The sequence below is a fragment of the Streptomyces triticirhizae genome (assembly GCF_003696235.1).
Lineage (GTDB): Bacteria > Actinomycetota > Actinomycetes > Streptomycetales > Streptomycetaceae > Streptomyces > Streptomyces triticirhizae.
Genome location: NZ_RFFJ01000101.1, coordinates 1 through 22912, shown reverse-complemented (window position 1 = coordinate 22912; position 22912 = coordinate 1). Strand labels below are relative to the sequence as shown.

Annotated in this window: 21 protein-coding genes and 1 pseudogene; 11 read left to right on the top strand and 11 right to left on the bottom strand. The window is 74.8% G+C overall.

The features are described from left to right. A pseudogene (locus tag EBN88_RS30615) lies at positions 1-414 on the top strand (hypothetical protein); the annotation flags it as partial. Positions 415-1655: 1241 nt separating this feature from the next. Here the strand turns inward: EBN88_RS30615 and EBN88_RS17960 are convergent. Beyond that, on the bottom strand, positions 1656-2624 hold the full coding sequence (locus EBN88_RS17960; protein ID WP_122184911.1) for a sugar phosphate isomerase/epimerase family protein: 969 nt from the start codon (positions 2622-2624) through the stop codon (positions 1656-1658). A 281-nt stretch (positions 2625-2905) separates the two neighbouring features. Here EBN88_RS17960 and EBN88_RS17955 point away from each other — a divergent pair, with 281 nt between their 5' ends. From EBN88_RS17955 to EBN88_RS17945, 3 genes are all read left to right on the top strand, one after another. Beyond that, positions 2906-4405, top strand: a complete 1500-nt coding sequence (locus EBN88_RS17955; protein ID WP_158621419.1) for a beta-N-acetylhexosaminidase — start codon at positions 2906-2908, stop codon at positions 4403-4405. A gap of 174 nt (positions 4406-4579) precedes the next feature. Next, the gene (gene gdhA, locus EBN88_RS17950; RefSeq protein WP_199742407.1) at positions 4580-5950 is read left to right on the top strand and encodes an NADP-specific glutamate dehydrogenase; all 1371 of its coding nucleotides are present in this window, start codon (positions 4580-4582) and stop codon (positions 5948-5950) included. Between the two features lie 69 nt (positions 5951-6019). Then, positions 6020-6529 (top strand): DinB family protein, encoded by a 510-nt coding sequence (locus EBN88_RS17945; protein ID WP_122184908.1) that lies wholly within the window; start codon positions 6020-6022, stop codon positions 6527-6529. Positions 6530-6661: 132 nt separating this feature from the next. Here the strand turns inward: EBN88_RS17945 and EBN88_RS17940 are convergent, their stop codons facing one another. The 8 genes from EBN88_RS17940 to EBN88_RS30245 form a co-directional block, all read right to left on the bottom strand. After that, positions 6662-7030: a peptidoglycan-binding domain-containing protein gene (locus EBN88_RS17940; RefSeq protein WP_122184907.1), complete on the bottom strand. Its 369-nt coding sequence runs from the start codon at positions 7028-7030 to the stop codon at positions 6662-6664. A 122-nt stretch (positions 7031-7152) separates the two neighbouring features. Further along, complete coding sequence (locus tag EBN88_RS17935; RefSeq protein WP_122184913.1) at positions 7153-7950, bottom strand: class I SAM-dependent methyltransferase; 798 nt, start codon at positions 7948-7950, stop codon at positions 7153-7155. After that, the gene (locus tag EBN88_RS17930) at positions 7950-9539 is read right to left on the bottom strand and encodes a class I adenylate-forming enzyme family protein (RefSeq protein ID WP_233580762.1); all 1590 of its coding nucleotides are present in this window, start codon (positions 9537-9539) and stop codon (positions 7950-7952) included. Before EBN88_RS17930 ends, EBN88_RS17935 begins: the two co-directional genes overlap by 1 nt. A gap of 17 nt (positions 9540-9556) precedes the next feature. Beyond that, positions 9557-10945 (bottom strand): protoporphyrinogen/coproporphyrinogen oxidase, encoded by a 1389-nt coding sequence (locus tag EBN88_RS17925; RefSeq protein WP_233580761.1) that lies wholly within the window; start codon positions 10943-10945, stop codon positions 9557-9559. Further along, a complete protein-coding gene (locus EBN88_RS17920) occupies positions 10942-11943 on the bottom strand; it encodes a UbiA family prenyltransferase (protein ID WP_122184905.1) in 1002 nt (333 codons plus the stop codon). The genes EBN88_RS17925 and EBN88_RS17920 overlap by 4 nt, the downstream gene beginning before the upstream one ends. Then, positions 11940-13151, bottom strand: coding sequence for a DegT/DnrJ/EryC1/StrS family aminotransferase (locus EBN88_RS17915; RefSeq protein ID WP_122184904.1), 1212 nt, complete (start codon positions 13149-13151; stop codon positions 11940-11942). The genes EBN88_RS17920 and EBN88_RS17915 overlap by 4 nt, the downstream gene beginning before the upstream one ends. Continuing rightward, entirely contained in the window at positions 13148-14350 is a 1203-nt protein-coding gene (locus EBN88_RS17910) for a DegT/DnrJ/EryC1/StrS family aminotransferase (protein ID WP_122184903.1), read from the bottom strand. Before EBN88_RS17910 ends, EBN88_RS17915 begins: the two co-directional genes overlap by 4 nt. 152 nt (positions 14351-14502) lie before the next feature. After that, positions 14503-14733: a hypothetical protein gene (locus EBN88_RS30245; RefSeq protein WP_147472756.1), complete on the bottom strand. Its 231-nt coding sequence runs from the start codon at positions 14731-14733 to the stop codon at positions 14503-14505. A gap of 14 nt (positions 14734-14747) precedes the next feature. Here EBN88_RS30245 and EBN88_RS17905 point away from each other — a divergent pair, with 14 nt between their 5' ends. Genes EBN88_RS17905 through EBN88_RS17880 form a run of 6 tightly spaced genes read left to right on the top strand, consistent with a single transcriptional unit; the run spans position 14748 to position 20445 of the window. Beyond that, positions 14748-15740 (top strand): Gfo/Idh/MocA family oxidoreductase, encoded by a 993-nt coding sequence (locus tag EBN88_RS17905; protein ID WP_122184902.1) that lies wholly within the window; start codon positions 14748-14750, stop codon positions 15738-15740. Next, positions 15737-16615: a sugar phosphate isomerase/epimerase family protein gene (locus tag EBN88_RS17900; RefSeq protein ID WP_122184901.1), complete on the top strand. Its 879-nt coding sequence runs from the start codon at positions 15737-15739 to the stop codon at positions 16613-16615. Before EBN88_RS17905 ends, EBN88_RS17900 begins: the two co-directional genes overlap by 4 nt. Continuing rightward, positions 16612-17961, top strand: a complete 1350-nt coding sequence (locus EBN88_RS17895; RefSeq protein WP_122184900.1) for a M20/M25/M40 family metallo-hydrolase — start codon at positions 16612-16614, stop codon at positions 17959-17961. The genes EBN88_RS17900 and EBN88_RS17895 overlap by 4 nt, the downstream gene beginning before the upstream one ends. Further along, positions 17958-19070, top strand: coding sequence for an Ldh family oxidoreductase (locus EBN88_RS17890; RefSeq protein WP_122184899.1), 1113 nt, complete (start codon positions 17958-17960; stop codon positions 19068-19070). Before EBN88_RS17895 ends, EBN88_RS17890 begins: the two co-directional genes overlap by 4 nt. After that, a complete protein-coding gene (locus EBN88_RS17885) occupies positions 19067-20026 on the top strand; it encodes a Gfo/Idh/MocA family protein (protein WP_122184898.1) in 960 nt (319 codons plus the stop codon). Before EBN88_RS17890 ends, EBN88_RS17885 begins: the two co-directional genes overlap by 4 nt. After that, on the top strand, positions 20023-20445 hold the full coding sequence (locus tag EBN88_RS17880; protein ID WP_122184897.1) for a DUF6917 domain-containing protein: 423 nt from the start codon (positions 20023-20025) through the stop codon (positions 20443-20445). The genes EBN88_RS17885 and EBN88_RS17880 overlap by 4 nt, the downstream gene beginning before the upstream one ends. Positions 20446-20455: 10 nt before the next feature. On the opposite strand, the gene EBN88_RS17875 is transcribed toward EBN88_RS17880, so the two are convergent. Continuing rightward, entirely contained in the window at positions 20456-21877 is a 1422-nt protein-coding gene (locus tag EBN88_RS17875) for an amidase (protein WP_122184896.1), read from the bottom strand. A 154-nt stretch (positions 21878-22031) separates the two neighbouring features. Here EBN88_RS17875 and EBN88_RS17870 point away from each other — a divergent pair, with 154 nt between their 5' ends. After that, the gene (locus EBN88_RS17870; RefSeq protein WP_122184895.1) at positions 22032-22670 is read left to right on the top strand and encodes a TetR/AcrR family transcriptional regulator; all 639 of its coding nucleotides are present in this window, start codon (positions 22032-22034) and stop codon (positions 22668-22670) included. Here the strand turns inward: EBN88_RS17870 and EBN88_RS17865 are convergent. Next, positions 22642-22912, bottom strand: a 271-nt coding sequence (locus EBN88_RS17865; RefSeq protein ID WP_233580760.1) for a hypothetical protein, incomplete at its 5' end; no start/stop codon positions are given. The two genes, EBN88_RS17870 and EBN88_RS17865, sit on opposite strands and share 29 nt — an antisense overlap.

Genomic DNA, 22912 nt, shown 5'->3' with positions numbered 1-22912 from the left:
GCCGCGCCCGAGGCGCGGGTGCTGGCGCTCTCCCCGGCCGGGGCCGACGCCGCCTATCTGGCGCGCGCCACGGCCTGGCCCGACCTGCGGGCCCTGGCCGAGCACGGGGTGGCGCTCGCCACCCCGCCCGAGGGCCCCGGCGCCAACTGGGCCACCGGCGACTGGGCCGACGCGGCCGCGCTGTCCCCGGCCATCGTGCTCAGCGACGTGCGGGGGAACGCGGCCAGGCCCGCCGAGTTCCAGGACAACGAGGGCTGGGTGGCGCTGAGTTCGGCCGCCACGATCCTGCCCTGGAACCCGGAGCTGCCGCCCAGCGCGCTGGCCCAGGCGCGGTTCTACGAGGCGGTGGCCAAGGCGCTGGAGGCGCCGGACGCCCTGGACGCGTCGGACGCGCTGCCGCGCGGTGCCGACTAGGGGCTTTCTGCCGGATCTTTGTGGATCGGTGGGGGGCGGGTGGTGCGGGGTCTGTCTGCGGGCCGGTGGCTGGTGCGGGGCAGCCCGACTGGTCGTGGGTGAACAACGAAACTCTGCGGTGTGGTTGGGGCTCGGGCGCGGGCTACGACGCGCGGCTTACATGGCGGGTGGGTCGGCCGGGTGCGGGCGTAACGCATGGCTGTGTTGGGCTGGCTGGGAAGGGGGGCGCGGCTTCCGGGAGCTGGGTTCGTTGCCGCCGGGGGCGGTGGGTGATGGCGACCGTGCCCTCCGGGCGCGGGGACTGCCGGGTTCTTTGAGGGACGACCGGCCGGTGGGGGCGTGCGTGGCGCGCACCGGCTTCGCCGGCCTGCCTCGGCACATGGCCCGTCTCGGAGTGTGGCCGAGCGTCGGGCGTCTCGCGGGGCCGGTGGCGGTTGTTTTGACCAGGTGGGATGTCGTGAGGTCCGGTCAACGACCACGCTGCCGCGCGAACATCGTCTGCCGGTGGGGTAGTCCGCGCCTTGTCGGCTTCCGGGCAGGGGGTCGGGGTCTTTTTCTCTAGGTGCCCGTCTAGAGTTGAACGATCTGTTCACTTCCAAACGGGCACCTAGAAAAAGAGTCCCCCCACCCCCGCCGCGCCCGCCTTCGGGAGTCGACGGCGCGCGGACTACCAAGACGGCAGGCGATGTTCACGCGGCAGCGTCGTCGTTAACCGAACACGCCACAACCCCACCTGGTCAGATCCACTGCCACCGGCCCCACCAGACGCCCGACGCTCCGCCACACATGAGACGGGCCATGCGCCGCGGCAGGCCGGCGAAGCCGGTGCGCGCCACGCACGCCCCCACCCACCAGTCGACCCCCGAACAACCCCGCAGTCCCCGCGCCCCGGGGGCACGGTCGCCATCACCCACCACCCCTGGCGGCAACAAACCCCACCTCCCGGAAGCCGCGCCCCCCTTCCCAGCCAGCCCATCACAGCCATTCGTTGAGCCCGCACCCGGCCGATCCACCCGCCATGTAAGCCGCGCGTCGTAGCCCGCGCCACATCCCCAACCACACCGCAGAGTTTCGTTGTTCACCCACGACCAGTCGGGCTGCCCCGCACCGGCCACCGGCCCGCGGACGAAACCCGCACGCACCCACCACCCCCGCACCACCCCAACTCCGTCCCAGAACACGCCGCCGGCCGTGGGGTGGTGGCCCCACGGCCGGTCAACGGCACACGCCGGAGCGCCCGTTCAGCAGCTGAGGTTCCGCAGATAGGAGTAGCCGACGTCGGCGCTGTGCAGCGGCGTGACGTCCGGGGTGTCGTTCTCGACGATGTACTCCTCCACCCGGTGGGCGCGGAAGATCCGGGGGAAGTCGATCATCCCGGTCCCGGGGTCGGCCATGTCGCCGGTCTCCGGGTCGCGGTCCTTGACGTGGTACTGGCGCACCCGCTGCGGGGCGGACCTGATCACGTCGATGGTGAACCGCTCCGGGTCGTCCACCCCGTCGCCGCTCTCGATGCCGCCGGTCACCGCCCAGTAGATGTCGATCTCCAGGTGCACCAGGCGCGGGTCCAGCTCCGAGGTGAGGATCTCCCAGGGCGTCAGCCCGCCGCCGAGGTCGGTGGTGAACTCGTGCGCGTGGTTGTGGTAGCCGTAGCGCAGCCCGAACCGGCGGGCCCGCTCCGCCTCGTGGTTCATCCGCTCGGCCCAGCGGCGCCAGTCGTCGGCGTCCTCGGAGGAGAGCCACGGCACGTTGATATAGGACTGGCCCAGCTCGCGGGCGTCCCCGAGCTTGGTCTCCAGCGCCTCCTCGTCCGCGCTGATGTCGTTGTGGCTGGAGGTGGCGCGGATGCCCAACTCCCGGTAGAAGGACCGCAGTTCCCTGGCGGTGCGGCCGAAGAAGCCGAGCGCCTGCTCCACCCTGGGGTAGCCGTAGTCCGCTATCCGCCGCAGCGACTCGTCGAAGCCGGGCTCCCCGTTGAGCGCGTCGCGCACGGTGTAGAGCTGGATGCTGATGCGGTCCTTCGGCACCCGTGCCCTGCCCCGGCCGTGGTGGGGGCTGGCCTGGGCGGCCGGCGCGGTGGCGACGCCGGTGGCGAGGGCGCCGGCGCCCAGCGCGCCGAGCGCGGCGCCGCGCAGCAGGGTGCGTCTGCTGGTGCCGGCGCGCCCGGCGCGCGCCATCGCGAGGGCCTTCTCGTCGTTCAGTCCGTAACACATGGGCGATGTCCTGCCGTTCTGCGAGGTGCGGTTCTTCGTCGGACTCGAAGGGCGGGACGCCTGCACCGCGCTCGCCACGGCGGACAACGTAGAAACGACTTTGCGCACAGTCAAGAGAAAGTTCCGCCCGGGATGGTCAAAGTGCCCTCGTTCTCCGACCGTTCCCCGCGAACGCCCCGCCGGGCGGGCCCCCGGATGGCACCTTGGCACCGCCTCCCGGTCCGGTTAGCGTCGATGAGGCCCTACGAGATCAACGTACGAGATCAACGGGAGTGCGACACGTGACCGAAGAGCCGCAGAGCGCCAGCCGGAGCACCGGCGAGAGTGCCGGCGAGAGCACCGACCCGACGCCGGCCCTGGTGCCCAGGCCCCACTCGCTTCGGGTGCGCCCGGGCGAGTTCTGGACCGTCGGCCCGGAGGCCGGGGTGAGCGGCCCCGTCGAAGTCGCGGCGCTGGCCCGGGAGTCGCTGGACCTGACCGGCTCGGGCCCCGGCGTCGAGCTGAGCCTGGCGGACGACAGCGGGCTCGGCGACGAGGGCTACCGGCTGACCGTCGACGACAACGGCGCCCGTGCCGTCGCCGCCACCGCGACCGGGCTGGTCTGGGCCGTCCAGACCCTCCGCCAGCTGCTGCGCGAACGGCGCCTGCCGCACGTGGAGATCGTGGACCGCCCCCGCTACGCCTGGCGCGGCTCGCTGCTGGACGTGGCCCGGCACGCCCACCCGCTGCCGTTCCTCTATCGCTATGTCGACCTGCTGTCGCTGCACAAGCTCAACACCCTCCACCTCCACCTCACCGACGACCAGGGCTGGCGGTTCGAGGTCAAGCGCTATCCGAAGCTGACCGAGATCGGCGGCTTCCGCACGGGCTCGATGGTCGGCCACAACCGGGACGGCCGGCGCGACGACGTTCCGCACGGCGGCAGCTACACCCAGGCCGAGCTGCGCGACCTGGTCGCCTACGCGGCGCGGCGCGGGGTGCGGATCATGCCGGAGATCGACGCCCCCGGGCACATGCAGGCGGCGATCTCCGCCTACCCCTGGCTGGGCAACCGCCCCGAGCGGCAGCTCCCGGTCCGGGTCGAGTGGGGCGTCTCCCGCCATGTCCTCAACGCCCGGGAGCGCACGGTGGAGTTCGTCCGTGACGTGCTGGACGAGCTGGTGGACGTCTTCCCGTTCGAGTTCGTCCACATCGGCGGCGACGAGGTGCCGGCCCACGAGTGGCTGGCCAGCCCCGAGGCGCGCGAACGGGCCGCCGCCGAGCGGCTCGGCGGGCCCGAGGAACTGCTGGGCTGGTGGTCCCGCCGGCTGGCGAGCCATCTGGCCGGGCACGGGCGCCGGGTCGCCGTCTGGGACGAGCTCATCGAGCAGGGCGTCCCCGAGGGCGCGGTGATCTTCGCCTGGCAGAGCGGCGAGCGGGTCAGCCTGGCCGAGCGCGGCGGCCACGACCTGGTGGCCGTTCCCAAGGAGCACACCTATCTGGACTACGCGGAGAGCGACGCCCCCGACGAGCCGCTGGCCATCGGCGGCGGGCTGCCGCTGTCCAAGGTCTACTCCTACCGGCCGCCGAAGTCGGCCCTCGGCGTCCAGGGGCAGCTGTGGAGCGAGTATCTGCCCACGCCGGCCGCCGTGGAGTGGCGGGCCTTCCCACGCCTGGCGGCCATCGCCGAGATCGGCTGGACGGCGGAGGACGAGCGCGACCTGACCGACTTCGAACGCCGCCTGCGCGGCCACCTCCCGCTCCTCGACGAGCTGAACGTGGGCTACCGCCCGCTGAGGTGAGCCCGCCCGGCCCGCCCCAGGGCGGCCTTCTCCGCTCCGACCTGGCTGTATACAGTGGCCGAGATTGATCGGTCGCCCAGGCAACGGAGCCTGGCAGGCACAGTACGGCGCGCCGTGCCAGGCTCGAAGCCGCACGGTCCGCCCTCGCCGGGCCGCCCCCGAGGCGGCCCGGCGATGCCAGGACAGGAGTGGGAAGACGCCATGCCGTTGCACGAGAAGTCAGAGGCCGTCTACGCGGAGGTGCTCGCGCGCAACCCGGGAGAGGACGAGTTCCACCAGGCCGTCCGCGAGGTGCTGGAGAGCATCGGCCCCGTCCTCGGCAAGCACCCCCGCTACACCGAGTCCAAGATCGTCGCCCGCCTCTGCGAGCCCGAGCGGCAGATCATCTTCCGGGTGCCCTGGGAGGACGACAAGGGCGAGATCCACATCAACCGGGGCTTCCGCGTCGAGTTCAACAGCACCCTCGGCCCCTACAAGGGCGGCCTGCGCTTCCACCCCTCCGTTCGGCTGGGCACCGTCAAGTTCCTCGGCTTCGAGCAGATCTTCAAGAACGCGCTCACCGGCCTGCCCATCGGCGGCGGCAAGGGCGGCGCCGACTTCGACCCCAAGGGCCGCTCGGACCGCGAGGTGATGCGGTTCTGTCAGAGCTTCATGACCGAACTCCACCGCCACATCGGCGAGTACACCGACGTCCCGGCCGGCGACGTCGGCGTCGGCGGCCGCGAGATCGGCTATCTCTTCGGCCAGTACAAGCGGATCACCAACCGCTACGAGTCCGGCGTCCTCACCGGCAAGGGCCTCACCTACGGCGGCGCCCAGGTCCGAGCCGAGGCCACCGGCTACGGCTGCGTCTTCTTCGTCCAGGAGATGCTGCTGGCCAGGGGCGACTCGCTGGACGGCAAGACCGTCGCCGTCTCCGGCTCCGGCAACGTCGCCATCTACGCCATAGAGAAGGCCCACCAGCTCGGCGCCCGCGTCGTCGCCTGCTCCGACTCCGGCGGCTATGTCCACGACCCCAAGGGCATCGACATCGCGCTGTTGAAGGAGATCAAGGAGCAGCGCAGGGAGCGGCTGACCGCCTACGCTGAGGCCGTGCCCGACGCCCGCCATGTCGCCGGCCGGCAGGTCTGGGAGGTGCCCTGCGAGGTGGCGATGCCCTGCGCCACCCAGAACGAGATCACCGGCAAGGAGGCCGCAGCGCTGGTGAGGAACGGCTGCGTCGCGGTCGGCGAGGGCGCCAACATGCCCACCACGCCCGAGGGCATCCGGATCTTCCAGGAGGCCGGCCTCGCCTACGGCCCCGGCAAGGCCGCCAACGCCGGCGGCGTCGCCACCTCCGCGCTGGAGATGCAGCAGAACGCCTCCCGCGACTCCTGGAGCTTCGAGTACTCCGAGCAGCGGCTCCAGGACATCATGCGCGGCATCCACGCCAGCTGCGCCGAGACCGCCGAGGAGTACGGGATGCCGGGCAACTATGTGGCCGGCGCCAACATCGCCGCCTACACCAGGGTCGCCGACGCGATGCTCTCGCTCGGCCTGATCTGACGGTCCCGGCCGGCCCCGGCGGGAAAACGACATGCGCGGCCCAGCGCCGCACCGGTAGCGTCCCCGCGCATGTCGTCTCCCCGTCAACGCCCGCCCCTCGTGGCGGACGAACGCACCCAACTGCTCGGCTGGCTCGACCTCCAGCGGGACATCTGCCGCTGGAAGACCGACGGCCTCGACGAGGAACAGGCGCACCGCGCGGTGCTGCCCTCCTCGCCGCTGATGACCGCCGCCGGCGTCCTCTCCCACCTGCGCTGGGTGGAACACGCCTGGTTCGAGGTGATCTACCTGGGCGGCTCCTCGGCCGAGAACCCGCAGTTCTGGGACGAGCCCGAGGACGCGGACATGCTGGTGGCGGACGTTCCGCTCGCCCGGCTCGTCGAGGAGTACGAGCGGCAGTGCGCCCGCTCCAACGAGATCGTCGCCGCCCACTCCCTGGACGACGTCAGCCGGCACCCCGACCGGGAGCCCGCCAGTCTGCGCTGGATCCTGCTCCACCTGCTGGAGGAGACCGGCCGCCACGCCGGCCACCTGGACGCCATCCGCGAACTGGTCGACGGCCGCCTCGGCTACTGGTGACCGCCCGCTGAACCCACCCACGACGACGGGGCCCCGCCCCGGGAACCGTTCATGGCTCCCGGGCCGAGGCCCCTCGAACCCCCCAGCGGACGACGGCCGTTGACCCCGACCGTCACCCGCGCGTCGGTGGCGTCACCAGTTGCGCAGGTAGTACCAGGTGTTCGGCCCGACGATCCCGTCCCTGGCGATGCCGACGTCCCGCTGGAAGTCCAGCACGGCGATCCGGGTGTTGGGCCCGAAGATCCCGTCGATCCCCCCGACGCCATAGCCCTGCGACTCAAGCAGGCACTGGGCCTCCCGGACGGTGTTCCCCTGCGACCCCTGGGAGATGGTGGGCGGCGTGGTGCGGTTGTCCCAGCCGCAGTAGATGTCCTGTGTGCCGATGGCCCCCGCCCGGGTGTCCGTGGCGGCGGCCGCCGGGCTGGTGGTCATCGCGGCGGTGCCGGCGGCCAGGGCCGTCGTCGCGAGGACGGCGGCGGCTATGCGGCGGATGCGCTGCATGTCGGGTTCCCCTCCCTGTGGTTGGTGCTGTCCCCTCGATTGTGGGAGTGCCCCGCCATGGTGTCCTTGTCTGTCCGTGCCAGGGAGTTCGCGCTCCGCGCCAGTCCGTGAGCGCCGGCCGCTCACCGCGCCCTGCGGCCCTGGACCGAGTAGAGAACGCTGGAGCAGGCCCGGAACGACGGGTCCGTCATCAGCGCGCGCACGCCAGCCAGCTCCGCCTCGGTCATCCCGGCCGCCAGCAGCCGCTCGCGCAGGTGCCGGGTGTGGTGGAGCTGGAGGCCCAGGCTCGCCGACTCGGGGGTGCGCAGCTCGACATGGGGGCGTGGGTCGATCTCGACCAGCCCGGCGTCCCGCATCGCGCGCGCCACCTCCCGGCCCCACTCCGGGTGCGCCCCGGCCGCGCGCAGCGCCGCCGCCTTGGCCGCCAGGAACTTCCGGTAGAGCCGCTCGGCCGCCGCGTCCGGCGCCAGCAGCGGTGGCTCGTAGGAGACGTCGAACTCATCGATCTGGAGCCAGCCGCCGGGCGCCAGCGCCCGCGCGAGCCGGGCCAGCACCGCCTCACGCTCCGGCAGGTGTTGCAGCACCAGGCGCGCCACGATCAGGTCGAACTCCCCTTCCGGCAGCGGGTCGTTGACCACGTCGTGGGTCAGATAGACCACGCCGGGTGGGGCCGGGGAGGTCGGCGGCGTCAGGTCGGTGGCCAGCACCTCGCCGCCGGGCGCGACCCGTTCCGCGAGCCAGCGCGCGACCGAGCCGCCGCCCGTGCCGACCTCCAGGCAGCGCCAGCCCCGGGTGACGCCGGTGGCGGCCAGCCGGGGCAGCGTCACCGGGTCGTAGGCGGCGGACAGCCAGCCGTGCTGCCCGCCCAGGAACGTCGGGTGGGCCGGGAACGCGTAGCCGGGGGCGCCTGCCGTCGTCATCAGGTCCACCGCCCGGTGCCCGCCGCGTCCGGCCGGCCGGTCAGCTGCTCCAGCAGCGCGTGCCGCCGCACCTTGCCGGTGCCGGTGCGCGGGATCGACGCCTCGGCGCGCGCCACCGGCTCGGCCAGCGGCGGCAGGTCATCGACCGCCCGCTTGAACTCCGTCGCGTCATAGGTGCCGTCCGCCGTCACCAGCACCGGCACCGGGTCGCTGTCCGGCGGGGTGAGCACCACGCACTCGGACAGCCAGGGCAGCCGGTCCTCCAACACGTCCTCAAGCTGAAGGCAGCTCAGCCCTGGCGCGTGGTCCACCTCGCGGTCCAACAGCCGCACCGCGCCGGTGCGGTCGCGGACCCCGACGTCCCCGGTGTTCCACCAGCCGTCGCGGTCCTTGGCCCGCCAGCGTTCCTCCTCGCCCAGGTAGCCGGGCGCCCTGGCGCCGGTCCTGGCCAGCAGCAGCCCGGCCCGCCCGGGCGGCAGTGGCGCGAAGGTGTCCGGGTCGACGACCCGCAGCCGCGTCCTGAACGGCACAGGTCGCCCCAGGTCGCGCGCGTCCACCTCGCCGGCGCCGCGCAGCGAACGGCGGGTGTGGAAGCGGAAGGTGAGCGGCCCGGTCTCCGTCTGGCCCCAGCCCTGCATCCACACCGCGCCCCGCTCCCGGCTCGCGCCGAGGAACGCCCGCAGCGTCGGCGGGTGGACCGCGTCATAGGTGGAGACATACAGCCGCACCCGGCGGAACGGCTGGTCGAGCCGGCCGGTCAGCGGCCGCAGCCGGTTGTAGACCGACGGCAGCGCCTCCAGCACGGTCGGCGGGTGGTCGCGCAGGAACAGGTCGGCCTCCTCGGGCGCGTGCCGGGTGAGGATGGCGATCTCCCGGGGCGCCAGGCACAGCACGCTCGCCGTCCAGCAGAACGTCCGCCCGTGCGCGTAGGAGCTGGCGTTGACCACGGTGTCCTCGCGCCGCACCCCGATCCTGGGGTAGCGGAACGTCTCGAACCTGGCCAGCTTGTGGATGATGGTCCGCGTCGTGTGCGCCACCAGCTTGGGCACCCCGGTGGTGCCGGAGGTGTGGTTGATGACCAGCGGCGCGTCCGGATCGCGCCGCCGGGGCGCGGGCGCGGTGGCGCCCCGCACCTCGTCGACGAGGGTCGCGCCCTCGGCCGGAGCGTCCAACACCACGGTGCGCTCGGCGCGTTGGACCGGGTCGGCGCCGTCGGCGCGGTGCCGCTCCAGCAGCGCGGCCGTGGTCACCAGCAGCCGGGGCCGCAGCCTGGCCAGCAGGGTGGCCAGCGGCTCGGCGGCCAGATGGGCGGAGAGCTGGGCCGGCACCGCGCCCAGCCGGACGGCGGCGCAGGCCAGCAGGTCGTAGTCCCAGTGGTTGTCCTTGACGATGGCCACCCGGTCCCGCGCCCGCACCCCGGCGGCGGCCAGCCAGCCGGCGGTCTCCTCGACCAGCGTGGCCAGTTGGGCCAGGTCATACGCTATGCCCCCGGCTCCCGGCAGGTCGAAGGGCCGGTCCAGATGGACCACCGTAGCCCCGCCCCGGCTGGCACACTCGTCGAAGAGCGTCCCCATGTCATCGGGTCGCAACGCTGAACTCCTCCTGCTCAGTGGTCGGTTGACGGACTGTCGGCGAGCGGGACCAACGGCGGGTCGCCGGGGACCTCGCCGCCGAGCCGGGCCAGCACCCGGGCGGCGGCCAGCGCGGCCGAGCGCACCGCGCCCTCGCTGGCTGGCCGCAGCAGCACCCAGTCCCCGGCGTACTCGACCGGTCCTGGCGGCCGTTGGTGGAACGCGGCGCGGTGCCGCAGCGCCGCCGGGGTCGCCTCCGGCAGGCCGTGCGGGAAGGCGTGCACCCAGGCGTCGGTGCGGGCCGCGCGCAGCCCCGGCAGGAAGCGTTCCCCGGCCCTGGTCAGCCGCTCGACGACCTCCTCGCGCGGCGCGGCCAGCAGCGCCGGCAGCTGGCGCGGGCTGGCGATCAGGCTGACCAGGCCCCGGCCCGCCGGCACCCGGCCCGGGTGCTTGGCGTGGTCCAGCACCATCCCGGCGAGGGTGTCCTCCTCCGCCTGCGGGGTGAGCAGCACATAGAGCGAACGGCCGCCCCTGGGCGTCAGCGGACGTTCCAGCGCGCAACTCACCTTCAGCATCGGCGAGAAGGAGCACGCCTCCAGGAACGTCCGTTCGCCGGCTGGGGCGTTGGCGTGCAGCTGCGCCGCGACCGGCGCCGGCACCGCCAGCACCACCGCGCGGGCGGTCAACGTGCGCCCGCCCACGTCGAGTTGGGCATACTCGCCGTCGGCGGCGACCCGCTCGACGGGGGAGCCGGTGACCACGTCGAGGCCGGCCGCCAGCCGCCGGGCCAGCAGGTCCATCCCGCCCCGGTAGGTGCGCCAGGCGGAGACCGGGCCGACCTCCCGCAGCAGGCTCACCGCGGGGGCCGCGCACGACCTGGCCGGGTCCCAGCCGAAGAACGCGCCGGCCAACGGCTGGAACAGATGGGTCAGCAGCTCCGGGTGGTAGCGCCGGGCGAACTCCGTCACGGTCAGCGCGCCCAGCGGGCCGCGCTCCGGCCGGTCCGGGTCCAACTCCCGGCTGTGCCGCGCCATCCACAGCGAGAACCGCGCCACGTCGACGCGCGCCCGCGCCGACAGCCCCGCTCCGGTCAGCGGCGCCATCCGCGAACCCACGCCCGGGTGCGCCCGCCCGTCGCGCCACAGCCCGACCGTCCGGCCGATCGGCGGCACCTCGGGCGGCCGGACGCCCACCCGCCGCAGCAGCTGCCACGTCGCCCGGTAGCCCTGCGCCGAGATCTGCTCGGCGCCCTCGTCGATGGTGAACCCGGCCCGCCGCAGCGTCCGCATCCGGCCGCCGACCCGGTCCAGCGCCTCGAAGACCCGCACCGAGCGCCCGGCGCGCCGCAGTTCGGCGGCCACGCTCAGCCCGGCGATCCCGGCGCCGACCACCGCCACATCCAGGTCCGTCTCGCGCGCGCTCACGCGACCACCCCCGCGCCCAGCGCCAGGTTGACGCCGATCAGCAGCACGATCGCCACCCGGTGCGCGGTGAAGCCGATCCGGCGGGCCCGCATGATGTCGCCGGCCACGAAGCCGGTGTGGAACTGCCGCGCGCGCAGCGCGGTCACCGGCAGCATCGCCAGCACGAACCACCAGGGCGCGACCCCGGCGAGCGAGGCGCCGGCGCCGACGGCGAACTCCCCGAGGGAGAGCGCCCCGACGAAGCGCGCGTTGCCCCGGGGCGAGACCAGCGCGGCCACGGTGCGCCGGCCCACGGCCCGGTCGCCCTCGATGTCGTTGGTGTTGGAGTACACCCCGAACAGCAGCGGGCCGCAGCCGAAGAGCACGCCCTGCACCAGCAGGAACGCGGAGAAGCCGCCCGTGACCAGCGCGTGCGGCGCCACCACCAGGCCGACGCCCAGGCCGCAGAGGAAGACCTCCTGGAAGCCGTGGTAGCTGATCTTCAGCCCGTAGGAGTACTGGAGGGAGACCACCAGCAGCGCCGCCGTCACCAACAGCGCCCAGCCGGGGCGGTGCGGCGCCAGGGCGACCGCCGCCGCCCAGAGCGCGGTGCCGAGCGCGGCGCAGCCCCAGGCGAACAGGTGCGCCTCGCGCAGCGTCAGGGTGCCGGCGACCAGCGGCTTGCGGAGCACGTTGCGCAGCGGGTGGTTGGGGCCGTAGTTGGCGGCGTCGCTGCCGTCGTGGTAGCCGGTGATGTCGTCCAGCGCCACCATCGCCATCACCACGAACACCTCGCCGACCAGGAAGAGCCCCAGGACCAGCGCGGTCCTCGCCTCGAAGTCGGCCAGCGGCAGCAGCACGGCGGACAGCGCCACCGCGATGCTCGGGTAGTAGTCGTAGACGTCCAGCTTGCCCAGCCGGGCGAAGGCGCGGGCCCGGCTCTCGGCGGGACGGGCCGGCGGCCGGCCGGGCGGCTGCTCTCCGGCCTGGTCGGGCGCTTCGGTCAGGTGCTGTGTCATCGGGGGTTGGCCTCCGTGCGGCTCGCGGGGGAACGGTCGGTCGCGTCGCTGAACTCCCGTATCTGCTCGGGGTGTTGGGCACGACGTTCGACGAACCGCCACACGGCGTCGGCGACCCGCGCCACCTGCGCGTCGGTCAGCTCGGGGTAGAGCGGCAGGGACAGCATCCGGGCGGCGGCCGACTCGGCGACGGGCCACCGCCGCCCGGGCGGCGCACAGCGGCGGAACGCCGCGTGGTGCGGCAGGGCGCGCGGGTAGTAGACATGGGTCCCGACGCCCTCGGCCCGCAGGTGGCCGGCCAGCCCGTCCCGGTCCTCGGCGAGCACCGTGTACACATAGCCGCAGCGCCCGTCCCGGCCCGGCGGCGGGGCGATCACCCCGTGCTCGGCCAGCGGCGCGAGCAACCGCGTGTAGGCGTCGACGAGTTGGGCACGCCGCGCCAACCTGGGCGCCAGGCCGGGCAGTCGGTGCAGCTGGAGCCTGGCCTGGATCTCGTCGAAGCGGCTGTTGTGGCCGACCAGCCGGTGGGTGAACCGCTCGCCGTCGGCCTGCCCGTGGTTGCGGAGGAGCCGTACCCGCGCGGCGAGTTCGGCGTCGCGGGTGATCACGACGCCGCCCTCGCCCGGCATCCCGAACGTCTTGACCTGGACGAAGGAGTACACGCCCGCCTCGCCCCACAGCCCCGCAGGGGTGCCGGCCAGCACCGCGCCCTGCGCGACCGCCGAGTCCTCCATCAGCCGCAGGCCGCGCGCCGCCGCCAGGGCCCGCAGGCGCGGCATGTCGGCCATGGTCGAGAACAGGTGCGCCGGCACCAACGCCCGGGTGCGGGCGGTGACCTGGCGTTCCGCGTCCTCGGGGTCCAGGGTCAGGGTGACCGGGTCCACGTCGGCGAAGACCGGGGTGGCGCCCAGCGCCAGCGGGGCCGAGGCCAGCGGCGCGCAGCCCAGGGCCGGCACCACCACCTCGTCGCCCCGGCCCACGCCGAGCGCGGCGAGCGCCATGGTCAGCGCGGTGGTGCCGCTGCCGCAGGCCACCACGTGCGCCCCGTCGAGGCTCCGGGAGAGGGCGTCCTCCAGGGCCCGGGTGTGCTCGCCCAGGATGAAGCGCTGCTCGGGCGCGGTGCCCACCTCGTGGATCAGCCGCAGCGCGGTCGCCCGGTCCTCCTCGAAGAGGCGGGGCGAGAAGAACGGAACGGGCTCTCCGCTCATCGGTCGCCCCCTTCGCGGTAGAACGCGGCGACCGCGTCGCAGACCCGGTGCAGCTGAGCATCCGTCAGATCGGGGTGGAGCGGCAGCGCCAGCGCGTGCCGGCTGGCCGCCTCGGAGACGGGGAACGCGCCCTGCCCGTGGCCGAGTTCGGCGAAGCACGGCTGCCGGTGCAGCGGTCTGGGGTAGTAGGTCTCGGTGCCGATGCCGCGCGCGGCCAGGCGCGCGGCCAGCGCGTCGCGCCGCTCCACCTCCACCAGGTAGACATAGAACACGCCCCGCTCGCCCGGGCCCTCACGGTGCGGCTCGGGCAGCCGCCGCACCCCCGGCACGTCGCGCAGCCGCTCGGTGTAGGCGGCGGCCAGCGCCGCGCGGCGCTCGATCGCGGCGTCCAGCTCGGGCAGCTTCGCCCGCAGCACCGCCGCCTGGAAGTCGTCCATCTTGCTGTTGACCCCGGGCAGCGCCGTCTCGTTGGCGATGCCGGGGAAGTGCGCCAGCGTGCGGCCGTACCGCCCGTGGTGGCGCAGCGCGCCGACCATGGCGGCCACCGCCGGGTCGTCGGTGAGGACGGCGCCGGCGTCCCCGATGGCGCCCAGCGTCTTGCTGGGGAAGAACGACAGCACCCCGCCGCGCCCGTGCAGCCCGGCGTGCACCCCGCGCTGCCGCATCCCGATGCCCTCGGCGCTGTCCTCGACCAGGGTCAGCCCGTGCCGCTCGGCGATCGCGCCGATCGCCGCCATGTCGGCCTGGGCGTGGAAGAGGTGGGTGGGCATCACCATGCGGCTCTCGGGGGTGATCGCCCGCTCCAGCGCGGCCGGGTCCATGGCGTAGCCGGCCGGCTCGATGTCCACGAACTGCGGCCGCCCGCCGGCCAGGACCACCGAGGACGCGGTGGCGACGAAGGAGTACGCCGGCACCAGCACCCCGTCGCCGGGCCGCAGCCCGCAGGCCCGCAGCAGCAGCACCAGCGCGTCGGTGCCGCTGTTCACCCCGAGCACGAAGCCGGCGCCGGTGTAGGCGGCCAACTCCCGTTCCAGCGCGGCGACCTGGGCGCCGTGCGAGAACTTTCCGTCGTCGAAGACCTCGTTCAGCCGGTCCGCTATCGACGGCCAGAGCCGACGGAACGTGGCGGCCTGCGAGAAGAAGGCGACCTCTTCGCCGGTGTCCTCGGGTAATGCGAGCGGGGAATTCCTCGAAAGCAAGGGAAGCCAGCCAGGGGATGAGAGGGACGAGCGGAGACAACGCGGGGGCCGGCACGGGTGGCTCTGGCGCCGCCCGCGCCCGGACGGGCCCAAACGTATAGCGAGCACCGCCCAACGCGCGCCCCCGGCAAGGCGATTCACCCTTTGAGGTATCAGCTGTCGGCATTGCTTGACACCCCGCCGACGGGGCTGTGAAAGTCGCCCCGGCGTGTTCCCGACGGGTCGTTGGCGGCCTCGACGGGAGCGTTGTCGAAAACGCTTCCGGTGTTCACCCGGGCGTTGTCCAACACCGAACACCTGTATTCCCCGACCCGTTTTTCCTGCTCTTCCCTGACCTTCCCCTCTTTCTCCATCCCAGCCCCGATCCCACCCCTCGATCTCACCTCGCGGAGGAAATGTGCGGCCCCTCGTCGTCGGGCTCGGCAGGTCGGGCGCCGGCCTGCACGCCGCCTCGCTGCTGCGCGCCGGCGCCGCCGGCGACGCCTGGTTCACCGGGCCACCGCTGGCCCTCGACCCCCGCCCCGAGGCCGGCGCCGGGCTGGCCGGGGTGGAACGCGTCGCGTCCCTGGACCACGCGGCCCGGCTCAGCGACCCGGCCACCACCGTCGTCCACCTGTGCACCCCGCCGTCCCGCCGGGTCGCGCTCCTCGGCGAGCTGGCCGCCCTCGGCTACACCCGCGTCCTGGTGGAGAAGCCCCTGGCCGCCGACCGCGCCCAGCTCGACCGGCTGGACGCCCTGCGCCGCCGCCACGGCCTGCACATCGAGGTCGTCGCGCACTGGCTCTCCTCCCGACTCACCAGCGAGCTACGGGAGTTGACCGAACACCGGCGGCTCGGCCCGCTGCGCTCCATCGCCTTCCGGCAGGACAAGCCGCGCCTGCTGCGCGGCCAGAGCGACGACGGCCACCCCAGCGCGTTCGACGTCGAGATACCCCACGCCCTGGGCGTGGTCCTCCGGTTGGCCGGCCCCGCCACCGTCGCCGAGGCCCGCTGCGCGGACCTGCGCACCGAGACCGCGCTGCGCCCCCTCATGGGCGGGGCGACCCTGACGCTCACTCATGACAGCGGAGTGACCAGCGAGTTGTGCTCCGACCTGACCGCGCCCGTGCAACGCCGCAGCGTCCGGCTGCGGTTCGCCGACGGCGAGGTCGTCGGCCACTACCCGATCAGCGAACGCGACGACCACGCCCGGCTGACGCTCCCCGGCCGCCCGCCGGCGATCTTCCGCGACGACGCGCTGGCCGCCTTCCTGCGGGACACCTACCGGCGCTTCGCCACCGGCCAGCAGGCCACCTACGCCATCCACCACGCCGTGGTGCGCCTGCTGTGCGAGGCCAAGGAGCGCGCCGCGATCCCCACCGGCTCCCCACCCCTGGAGGCCCTTTCATGACGCCCAAGCCAGGACGCACCCCCTGGGACGCACCCCTGGCCGGCATCGGCGACGAGGCGGCGCCCGACGCGGCGGGGCAGTGCGCCGCGCTGCGCCAACTCGGCTGGCACGCCATCGAGATCAGGTCGGTGGACGGCATCGGCATCGCCGAGTTGCCGCCCCGCGCCTGCGCCGACCTCGCCGCCCGCCTCCACGAGGCCGACCTGGACGTGGTCTGCCTGGACTCCACCCTGGGCAACTGGGGCAGCCACGCCACCGACCCGCTCTCCGCCGACCTCGCGACGCTCGACGCCCTCGCCCGCCGCGCCGAGGTGCTGCGCTGCCGCTGGGTGCGGGTGATGAGCTACCCGGGCGGCGGGCTGCCCGCCGACCGCTGGCGCGCGCTGGTCCTCGAACGGCTGACGAGGCTCGCCGAACGCGCCGAACGGCTCGGCCTCACGCTGCTGGTGGAGAACTGCTCCGGCTGGGCCGGCACCAGCGCCGAGCGGCTGGCCTGGCTGCTCGACGAGATCGCCAGCCCCGCCCTGGGCGTGCTCTTCGACACCGGCAACGGCGTCCCGCACGGCTACGACGGGCTGGCGATGCTGGAACGGCTGCTGCCCCGGGTCCGGCACGTCCAGGTCAAGGACGCCCGGCACGAGGGCGGGCGCGTCCACTACACCCTGCCCGGCCGGGGCGAGGCCCAACTCCCCGCGATGCTCGACCTGTTGTGGACCTCGGGCTACCGGGGCCCGCTCTCCATCGAGCCGCACCTGGCGCACCAGCCGCACACCGGTACCCGCAGCGCGGGCCCGGGGCCGTTCGTCGCCGCCGGCCACGCCCTCACCGAGCTGCTCGCCCGGCTCACCCCGCCGACCGCGCGGGCCCTCCGGTGAGCGCCGCCACCCGGGCGGCCCTCACCGCCGGCGAACGAGCCCTGCTCCTCGACCTGTTGCGCACCCCGACCGCGGGCCCCCTGGAGGCGGGGCCGCAGAACCCGCCGGCCGAGCTGTGGGCGGCGGGCCGCCGCTACGCCGAGGCCGCCCGCGCCCTCGGCCTGACCGTTGTGCGCCACGCCCCGCCCACCGAGGCCGAGGTGCGCGCCGGGCCGCTGCCCGCCCCGGTCGCCGCAGCGCTGGACGACCCGGCGTTCCTGCGTCAACAGCCCAGCCTCCTGCTGCGGTTGGGGCCGAGGCTGCCCCGCGCCGCGACCGTGATGTGCAACGTCCACCTGGACACCGTCGCCGGCGTGGAGCCCGTGGCCTTCGACGGGGTGCGCTTCACCGGCCGGGGCGCCGTGGACGCCAAGGGGCCGGCCGTCGCCCTGCTGGCCGGGGTGCGGGCCGCGACCGCCAGGGAGCCGGCCGTGGGGCGCGAGACCGCCGTGCTGATCCAGGCCGTCGCCGGCGAGGAGGGCGGCGCCCTGGGCACCCTCGGCACCCGCCCCCTGGTCGCCGCCGGCCACACGGGCCGGATCAACCTCTTCTGCGAACCCACCGGCGGCCGCCTGCTGACCCGCGTCACGGCGGCCGCCACCGCCCGGATCACCGTCGCCGGCGATGACGCCGTGGACGACCGGCCGGGCGGCGGCCACAACGCCACCGTGCTGCTCGGCTTCCTCGCCCAACACCTCGCCCACGCCCTGGACTCCGGCCACGGCCCACCCGGTGCGGGCGCCCCCTGCATAGCCGGGCTGCACACCGGCCACCTCCACAACCGCGTCCACGGCCGGGGCACCCTGCTGATCAACCTCCCCTACCACGAGGCCGCCGAGGGCGCCCGCCTGGAGCGGCTGTTGGCCGACGAGGTGGCGCGCGGGCTCGACGCGTTCCGCCAACGCTTCGCCTCCACCGCCGAGTTCGCCCGCACCGCCAGGGACGCCGCCGCCCTCACCCGACTCGACTGGGACAAGCGCGGCCTGCCGACGCTCAACGCCGCCGACCCCTGGGCCGAGGCCCTGCTGGCCGGCGCGGGCGCCGCGCCCTGGCCGGCGGACGAGCCGCCGTTCACCTGCGACGCGCTCTGGCTCGCCGACCACCCCGACACCTTCACCGCCGTGCTCGGCCCCGGCTCGTTGGACGCCAACCACGCGCACGCGGCAGGGGAGTTCGTCACCCTCGCCGAACTCGACGCCTTCGCCGAGACCGTCGCCGGCGCCCTCGTCGCCTTCGCGCGCGACCGCGTCGCGGCGCGCACCGACACCGAAACGACCCGCACCACTCCCGAGGAGAGCCTCCGTTGACCGCGTTACCCGGCCCGACCGTCACCGTTGACCACGCTCAACTCCGTTCCGCCACCGCCGCGTTCCTCGCCGCGCTCGGCGTCCCGGGGCCGCGCGCCCAACTCGCCGCCGAGGCCCTGGTGTACGGGGACCTCACCGGGATGGACTCGCACGGCGTCTTCAACCTGGGCCGCCTCTACCACCCGCTGCTGGCCTCGGGCCGCGCCGGCCCGGCCGCCGAGCCGCGCGTCATCAACGACCTGGGCGCCTGCGTCCTGATCGACCACCGGCGCGCGCTCGGCCTGTGGGCGGCGGCCGAGTCCATGGACCTGGCCGCCGCCCGCGCCCGCGTGCACGGCATCGGCCTGGTCTCGGTGCGCGGTGCCACCCATCTGGGCTGCGCCGGCTTCCACGCCGCCCGCGCCGCCGAGGCCGGACTGGTCGGCCTGGTCGCCAGCAACTGCGGCGGCCAGCGCATCGCCCCGCCGCCCGGCGGCCTGCCCGCGCTGCTGGGCACCAACCCGCTGAGCGTCGCCGCGCCGGCCCTGCCCGGCCGCCCCTTCGTGCTCGACATGTCCACCACCGTGGTGCCCACCGGCCGGGTCCGGGTCGCCGCCGCCGCAGGGCGGCCGGTGCCCGCCGGCTGGCTGGCCGACCGGAACGGCGAGACCGTCACCGACCCCGCCGCCTTCGACCAGGGCAAGGCCCGGCTCCGCTGGCTCGGCGGCGACCCAACCACCGGCGCCCACAAGGGATTCGGGCTGGGGCTGACCGTCGAGCTGCTGGCCGCGCTGCTCTCCGGCGCGGCCGTCGGCCCCGCCCCCGAGGCCCTCGGAGGCGACGGCCGCCCGCACGGCACCGACGACGACATCGGCCTGCTGCTGCTCGCGATCGACCCCGACCTGCTGCGCGCCGAGCCCGGAGCGTTCGCCGAGGCCAGCCGATCCCTCTTCGGCACCGTGCTCGACTGCCCGCCGCTGGAGGACGGCCGGCCGGTGCGCTACCCCGGCTGGTGGGAGGCCGAACGCGCCGCCGAGCGCCGCGCCCACGGCGTTCCCCTGCCGCGCGCCCTGCACCACGAGCTGACCGCACTGGGTCTGGAACTGCCCGCCCTGGAGGCCCACCGATGACCGCCCACCCGCCCGCCGCCCGCCGCATCGCCGTCGCCGGGCTCGGCGTGATCTCCCGCTACTACCTGGCCGCCATCGCCGAGAGCCCCGACTGGGAGCTGTCGGGCGTCTGCGACCCCCGCCCCGACGCACCCGAGGCGCTCGCCGACCACCTGCCGGCCGGCGTTCCCCGGCACGCCGACCACCGCGCGCTGCTCGCCGACGACCGGCCGGACGCCCTGGTGGTCGCCGCCCCCAACCATCTGCACGCCGCCATCGCGGCCGACGCCGTCGCCGCCGGCGTGCCCGTCCTGGTCGAGAAGCCCCTGGCACTCGACCCGGTGGCCGGCCGGGAGGTCGCCGCGCTGGCACTGGCGGCCGAGGTGCCGCTGTACACCGCGTTCCACCGCCGCTACAACGACCAACTCGCCGCACTGGTCCGCCGGTTGCCGCCGGGCGTGCCCATCGCCTCGGCCACCGTGCGCTATCTGGAGCGGATCGAGGAGCACATCGGCGGCGACACCTGGTACCTCGACCCGGCCCGCTGCGGCGGCGGCTGCGTCGCCGACAACGGGCCCAACGCCTTCGACCTGGTACGCCAGTTGCTCGGCGAGGTGCGGGTCGTGGACGCCGCCGTGGCCCGCGACGCGACCGGCCTCGACCGACAGGCCACCGTCGAACTGGCCGCCGCCTCCGGCGCGTCGGCCCGCGTCGAGCTGGACTGGTCCTACCCGGGCGAGGCCAAGGACGTCCGCCTCCGGCTCGCCGACGGCACCGAACACCACGCCGACCTGCTGGCCGGCCACGCCGGCTTCAAGTCCTCGCTCTGGCACGAGTACCGCCACCTGCTGGCCGACTTCGCCGGCGTGGTGGCCACCGGCAGGCCCGCCCACATCGACGGGCTGCGCGCCCTGGAGCTGGTCGCCGACGTCTACGCCGCCGAACGCGCCGAGGCGCCGGTGGGAGGCGTCGGATGAGCGGGCCCGCCTCCTGGGAGAACGGCGCCAAGCGCCCGGTCACCGGAACCCTGGTGAAGGTCCTGCTGCACACCAGGACCGAACGGGGAATGCGCCTCGAACCGTTCGCCAGCCGCTGTGTGCGGCGGGGCGAGGTCCACGAGCTGGTGGTCACCGACCAGGCCGACACCCTGGCCGGGGCGCGGATCGACCGGGTCGGCTTCCTCGGCTTCGTCGAGATCGACGCCGCCGGGGTGCTCGACCGGGGCGACGCGCTGACCATCGCCGGCCGCCCGGTCGGCACCCTGCTCGGCTTCGACGCCTGCCACTTCCCCAACCACTACAACATCCTGCTGCGGGCACCGGAGTTGACCGCCGGTGGCGACCTCGGGCTCCGCCCCGAGGACCCCGTCGCCTTCGCCCCCTACGGCGAGCCCTGAGCCGGGCCGGTCAGCGGCGTGGAGCCGGCTGGACCGGGGTCAGCACCCCGGTCCGGCGCTGCACCACCTCGGCGCCCGCCAGGCACAGGTCCTCCCGGTACATCGGCCCGACCAGCTGCACGCCCTGCGGCAGCCCGTCCACCACCGCGCCGGGCAGGGCCACCGCCGGCAGGCCGACCAGGGAGACCGCCGCGCACAGTCGCAGCGCCCTGGAGACCCGTTCGAAGCCGGCGGGACCGCTGGACTCCAGCCCCGGCTCCACCGGAGGCTCGGTGAACACCGGCCCCAGCAGCAGCTGGTAACGGTCCATCAGCTCGGCCCAGGAGCGGCGCAGCCCCAACCACCGGCCGGTCAGCCGCAGATAGCCGGCGAGGCCGACGGGCGTGTTCCGTTCCATCGACATCCGGATATAGGCCCGGCTCTCCTGCGGCAGCACCGGTTCGATGTACTGCCAGCCCTGCGCGAACTCGGTCATGATCAACCCGCCGTAGACCTCCAGGGCTTCGGCGAGGCGCGGCACGTCCGCGATCTCCTCGACGGCGTGCCCGGCGTCGGCCAGGGCGTCGGCCGCGACCGTCACGGCCGCGTCCACGGCCGGGTGCGTGCCCTGCCCGCCGGGGTCGCGCACCACGGCGATCCGCCAGGGCGTCGGGGGCGTCGGGCCTTCGACGGGGACCGGCACGGCGCGCGGGTCACGCGGGTCGGCGCCGGCCAACGCCGCGTGGGCCAGCCTGAGGTCGCCGACGGTGCGGGCCAACGGGCCGTCCACCGGGATGAGTTGGGACGCCAGGGGCGGGTCGTCGGCGCCGATGCGATGGTCGGCGGGGTAGCGGCCGCCGCTGGGCTTGAGGCCGACCACCCCGCAGAACGCCGCCGGCACCCGGACCGAGCCGCCGGAGTCGTTGCCGAGACCCAGCGGGACCATCCCGCTGGACACGGCCGCGCCGTCGCCCCCGCTGGTGCCACCGGGGGTGCGCCCGGCGTCCCAGGGGTTGGCCGTCTCCCCGAACAGCTCGCTGCGCGGGTGCACCCCGCCGAGCGTCAGGTCCGGCATGTTGCTGTGCCCGACGGGAATCGCGCCCGCCGCCCGCAGCCGCGCCACCGGCGGCGCGTCCACGCGGGCCGTCGACTCCCGGAACCTGGCCACCCCGTGCGTGGTCGGCACGCCGGCGATGCCGAGGTTCTCCTTGACGGTGAACGGAACCCCGGCGAGCGGGCCGAGCCGTTCGCCGGCCGCGCGTCGGGCGTCCAGGGACGCGGCCTCGGCGAGCGCGCGCTCGGCGAGCAGCTGGGTCACGGCGTTGACGGTGGGGTTGACCTCGGCGATGCGGGCCAGATGGCTCTCGACGACCTCGACGGCGCTCCGTTCGCCCCTGCCGACGGCGGCCCCCAACTCGCCTGCCGTGCGCTGCCAGAGTCCGGTGTCATCCATGTGCTGCCTCGTGTGGCTGGTGTTCCGATGCGGTTGCATCGAATCGTACGCGGCGAACCGATGCGAGCGCATCGAATAAGCTCGGGGGCGGGACGGCGGCACCTCGGGGGCACGCCGGCCGCATCTCGGGGGCCGAGGCGACGAAGGAGCGCGGATGCCGAAGCAGGTGGACTACGCGGAGCGGCGCGAGCGGGTGGTGGACGCCGTGCACCGCCTCGCCGACCGGCACGGCCTGGAGGGCGTGACGCTGCGCGACGTGGCCCGGGAGGCCGGCCTGTCGATGGGCGCGGTGCAGCGCGGCTTCCGCGACAAGGACGAGATGCTCGCCCTCGCCCTGGCCCGGGTCGGCGAACGGTTCGTCGCCCGGGCCCGCGCCGCCGCCACCGAGCCCTCACCCGCCGCGCTGGGCCGGGTGCTGGCCGACCTCGCGCTGCTGGCGGAGGAGCAACGCCCTGAGGCGCAGGTGTGGTTGGCGTTCGTGGCCCGCGCCGCCGTCGCCCCGTCGCTGGCCCGGACGCTGCGCGCCGACCGCCCCGAGGTGCTCGACCTGCTGACCCGGCTGGTCGCCGAGGTCACCCAGGCCAGGGGCGTCGCCGTCGATCCGGCGGCCGAGGCGCGCGCCCTGCTGGCGCTCACCGACGGGCTCACCGTGCAGCTGCTCCTCGGCCAACTGGACCGCGACGAGGCCCGGGGCGTGCTGGACGCGCGCCTGCGCGGGCTGTGCGGGACCGACGGCCGAGCCGCCGCGCCGGCGCGGCGCGCGGTCAACGGGCCGGCGTCCGGCCCTCGTTGAGCAACTCGGCGTGGGTCAGCCGCCGGTGGTGCCAGGCGCCGGCGATCTCGATCACCGAATGGTCCACGGCCGCCACCGGCGGGTCGGCCGCGCCCGCGACGATCCGCACCGGCACCCGCACCCGGTCGAGCGACTGCCGCCACGGCCCACGCCGTTGGGCGTCCGCGCGCAGCGCGGCCGCGACCCGGCGCGCCACCCCGGGACGCCGCAGGTCAGCCACCGCGCTGTTCACCTCGCGCCCC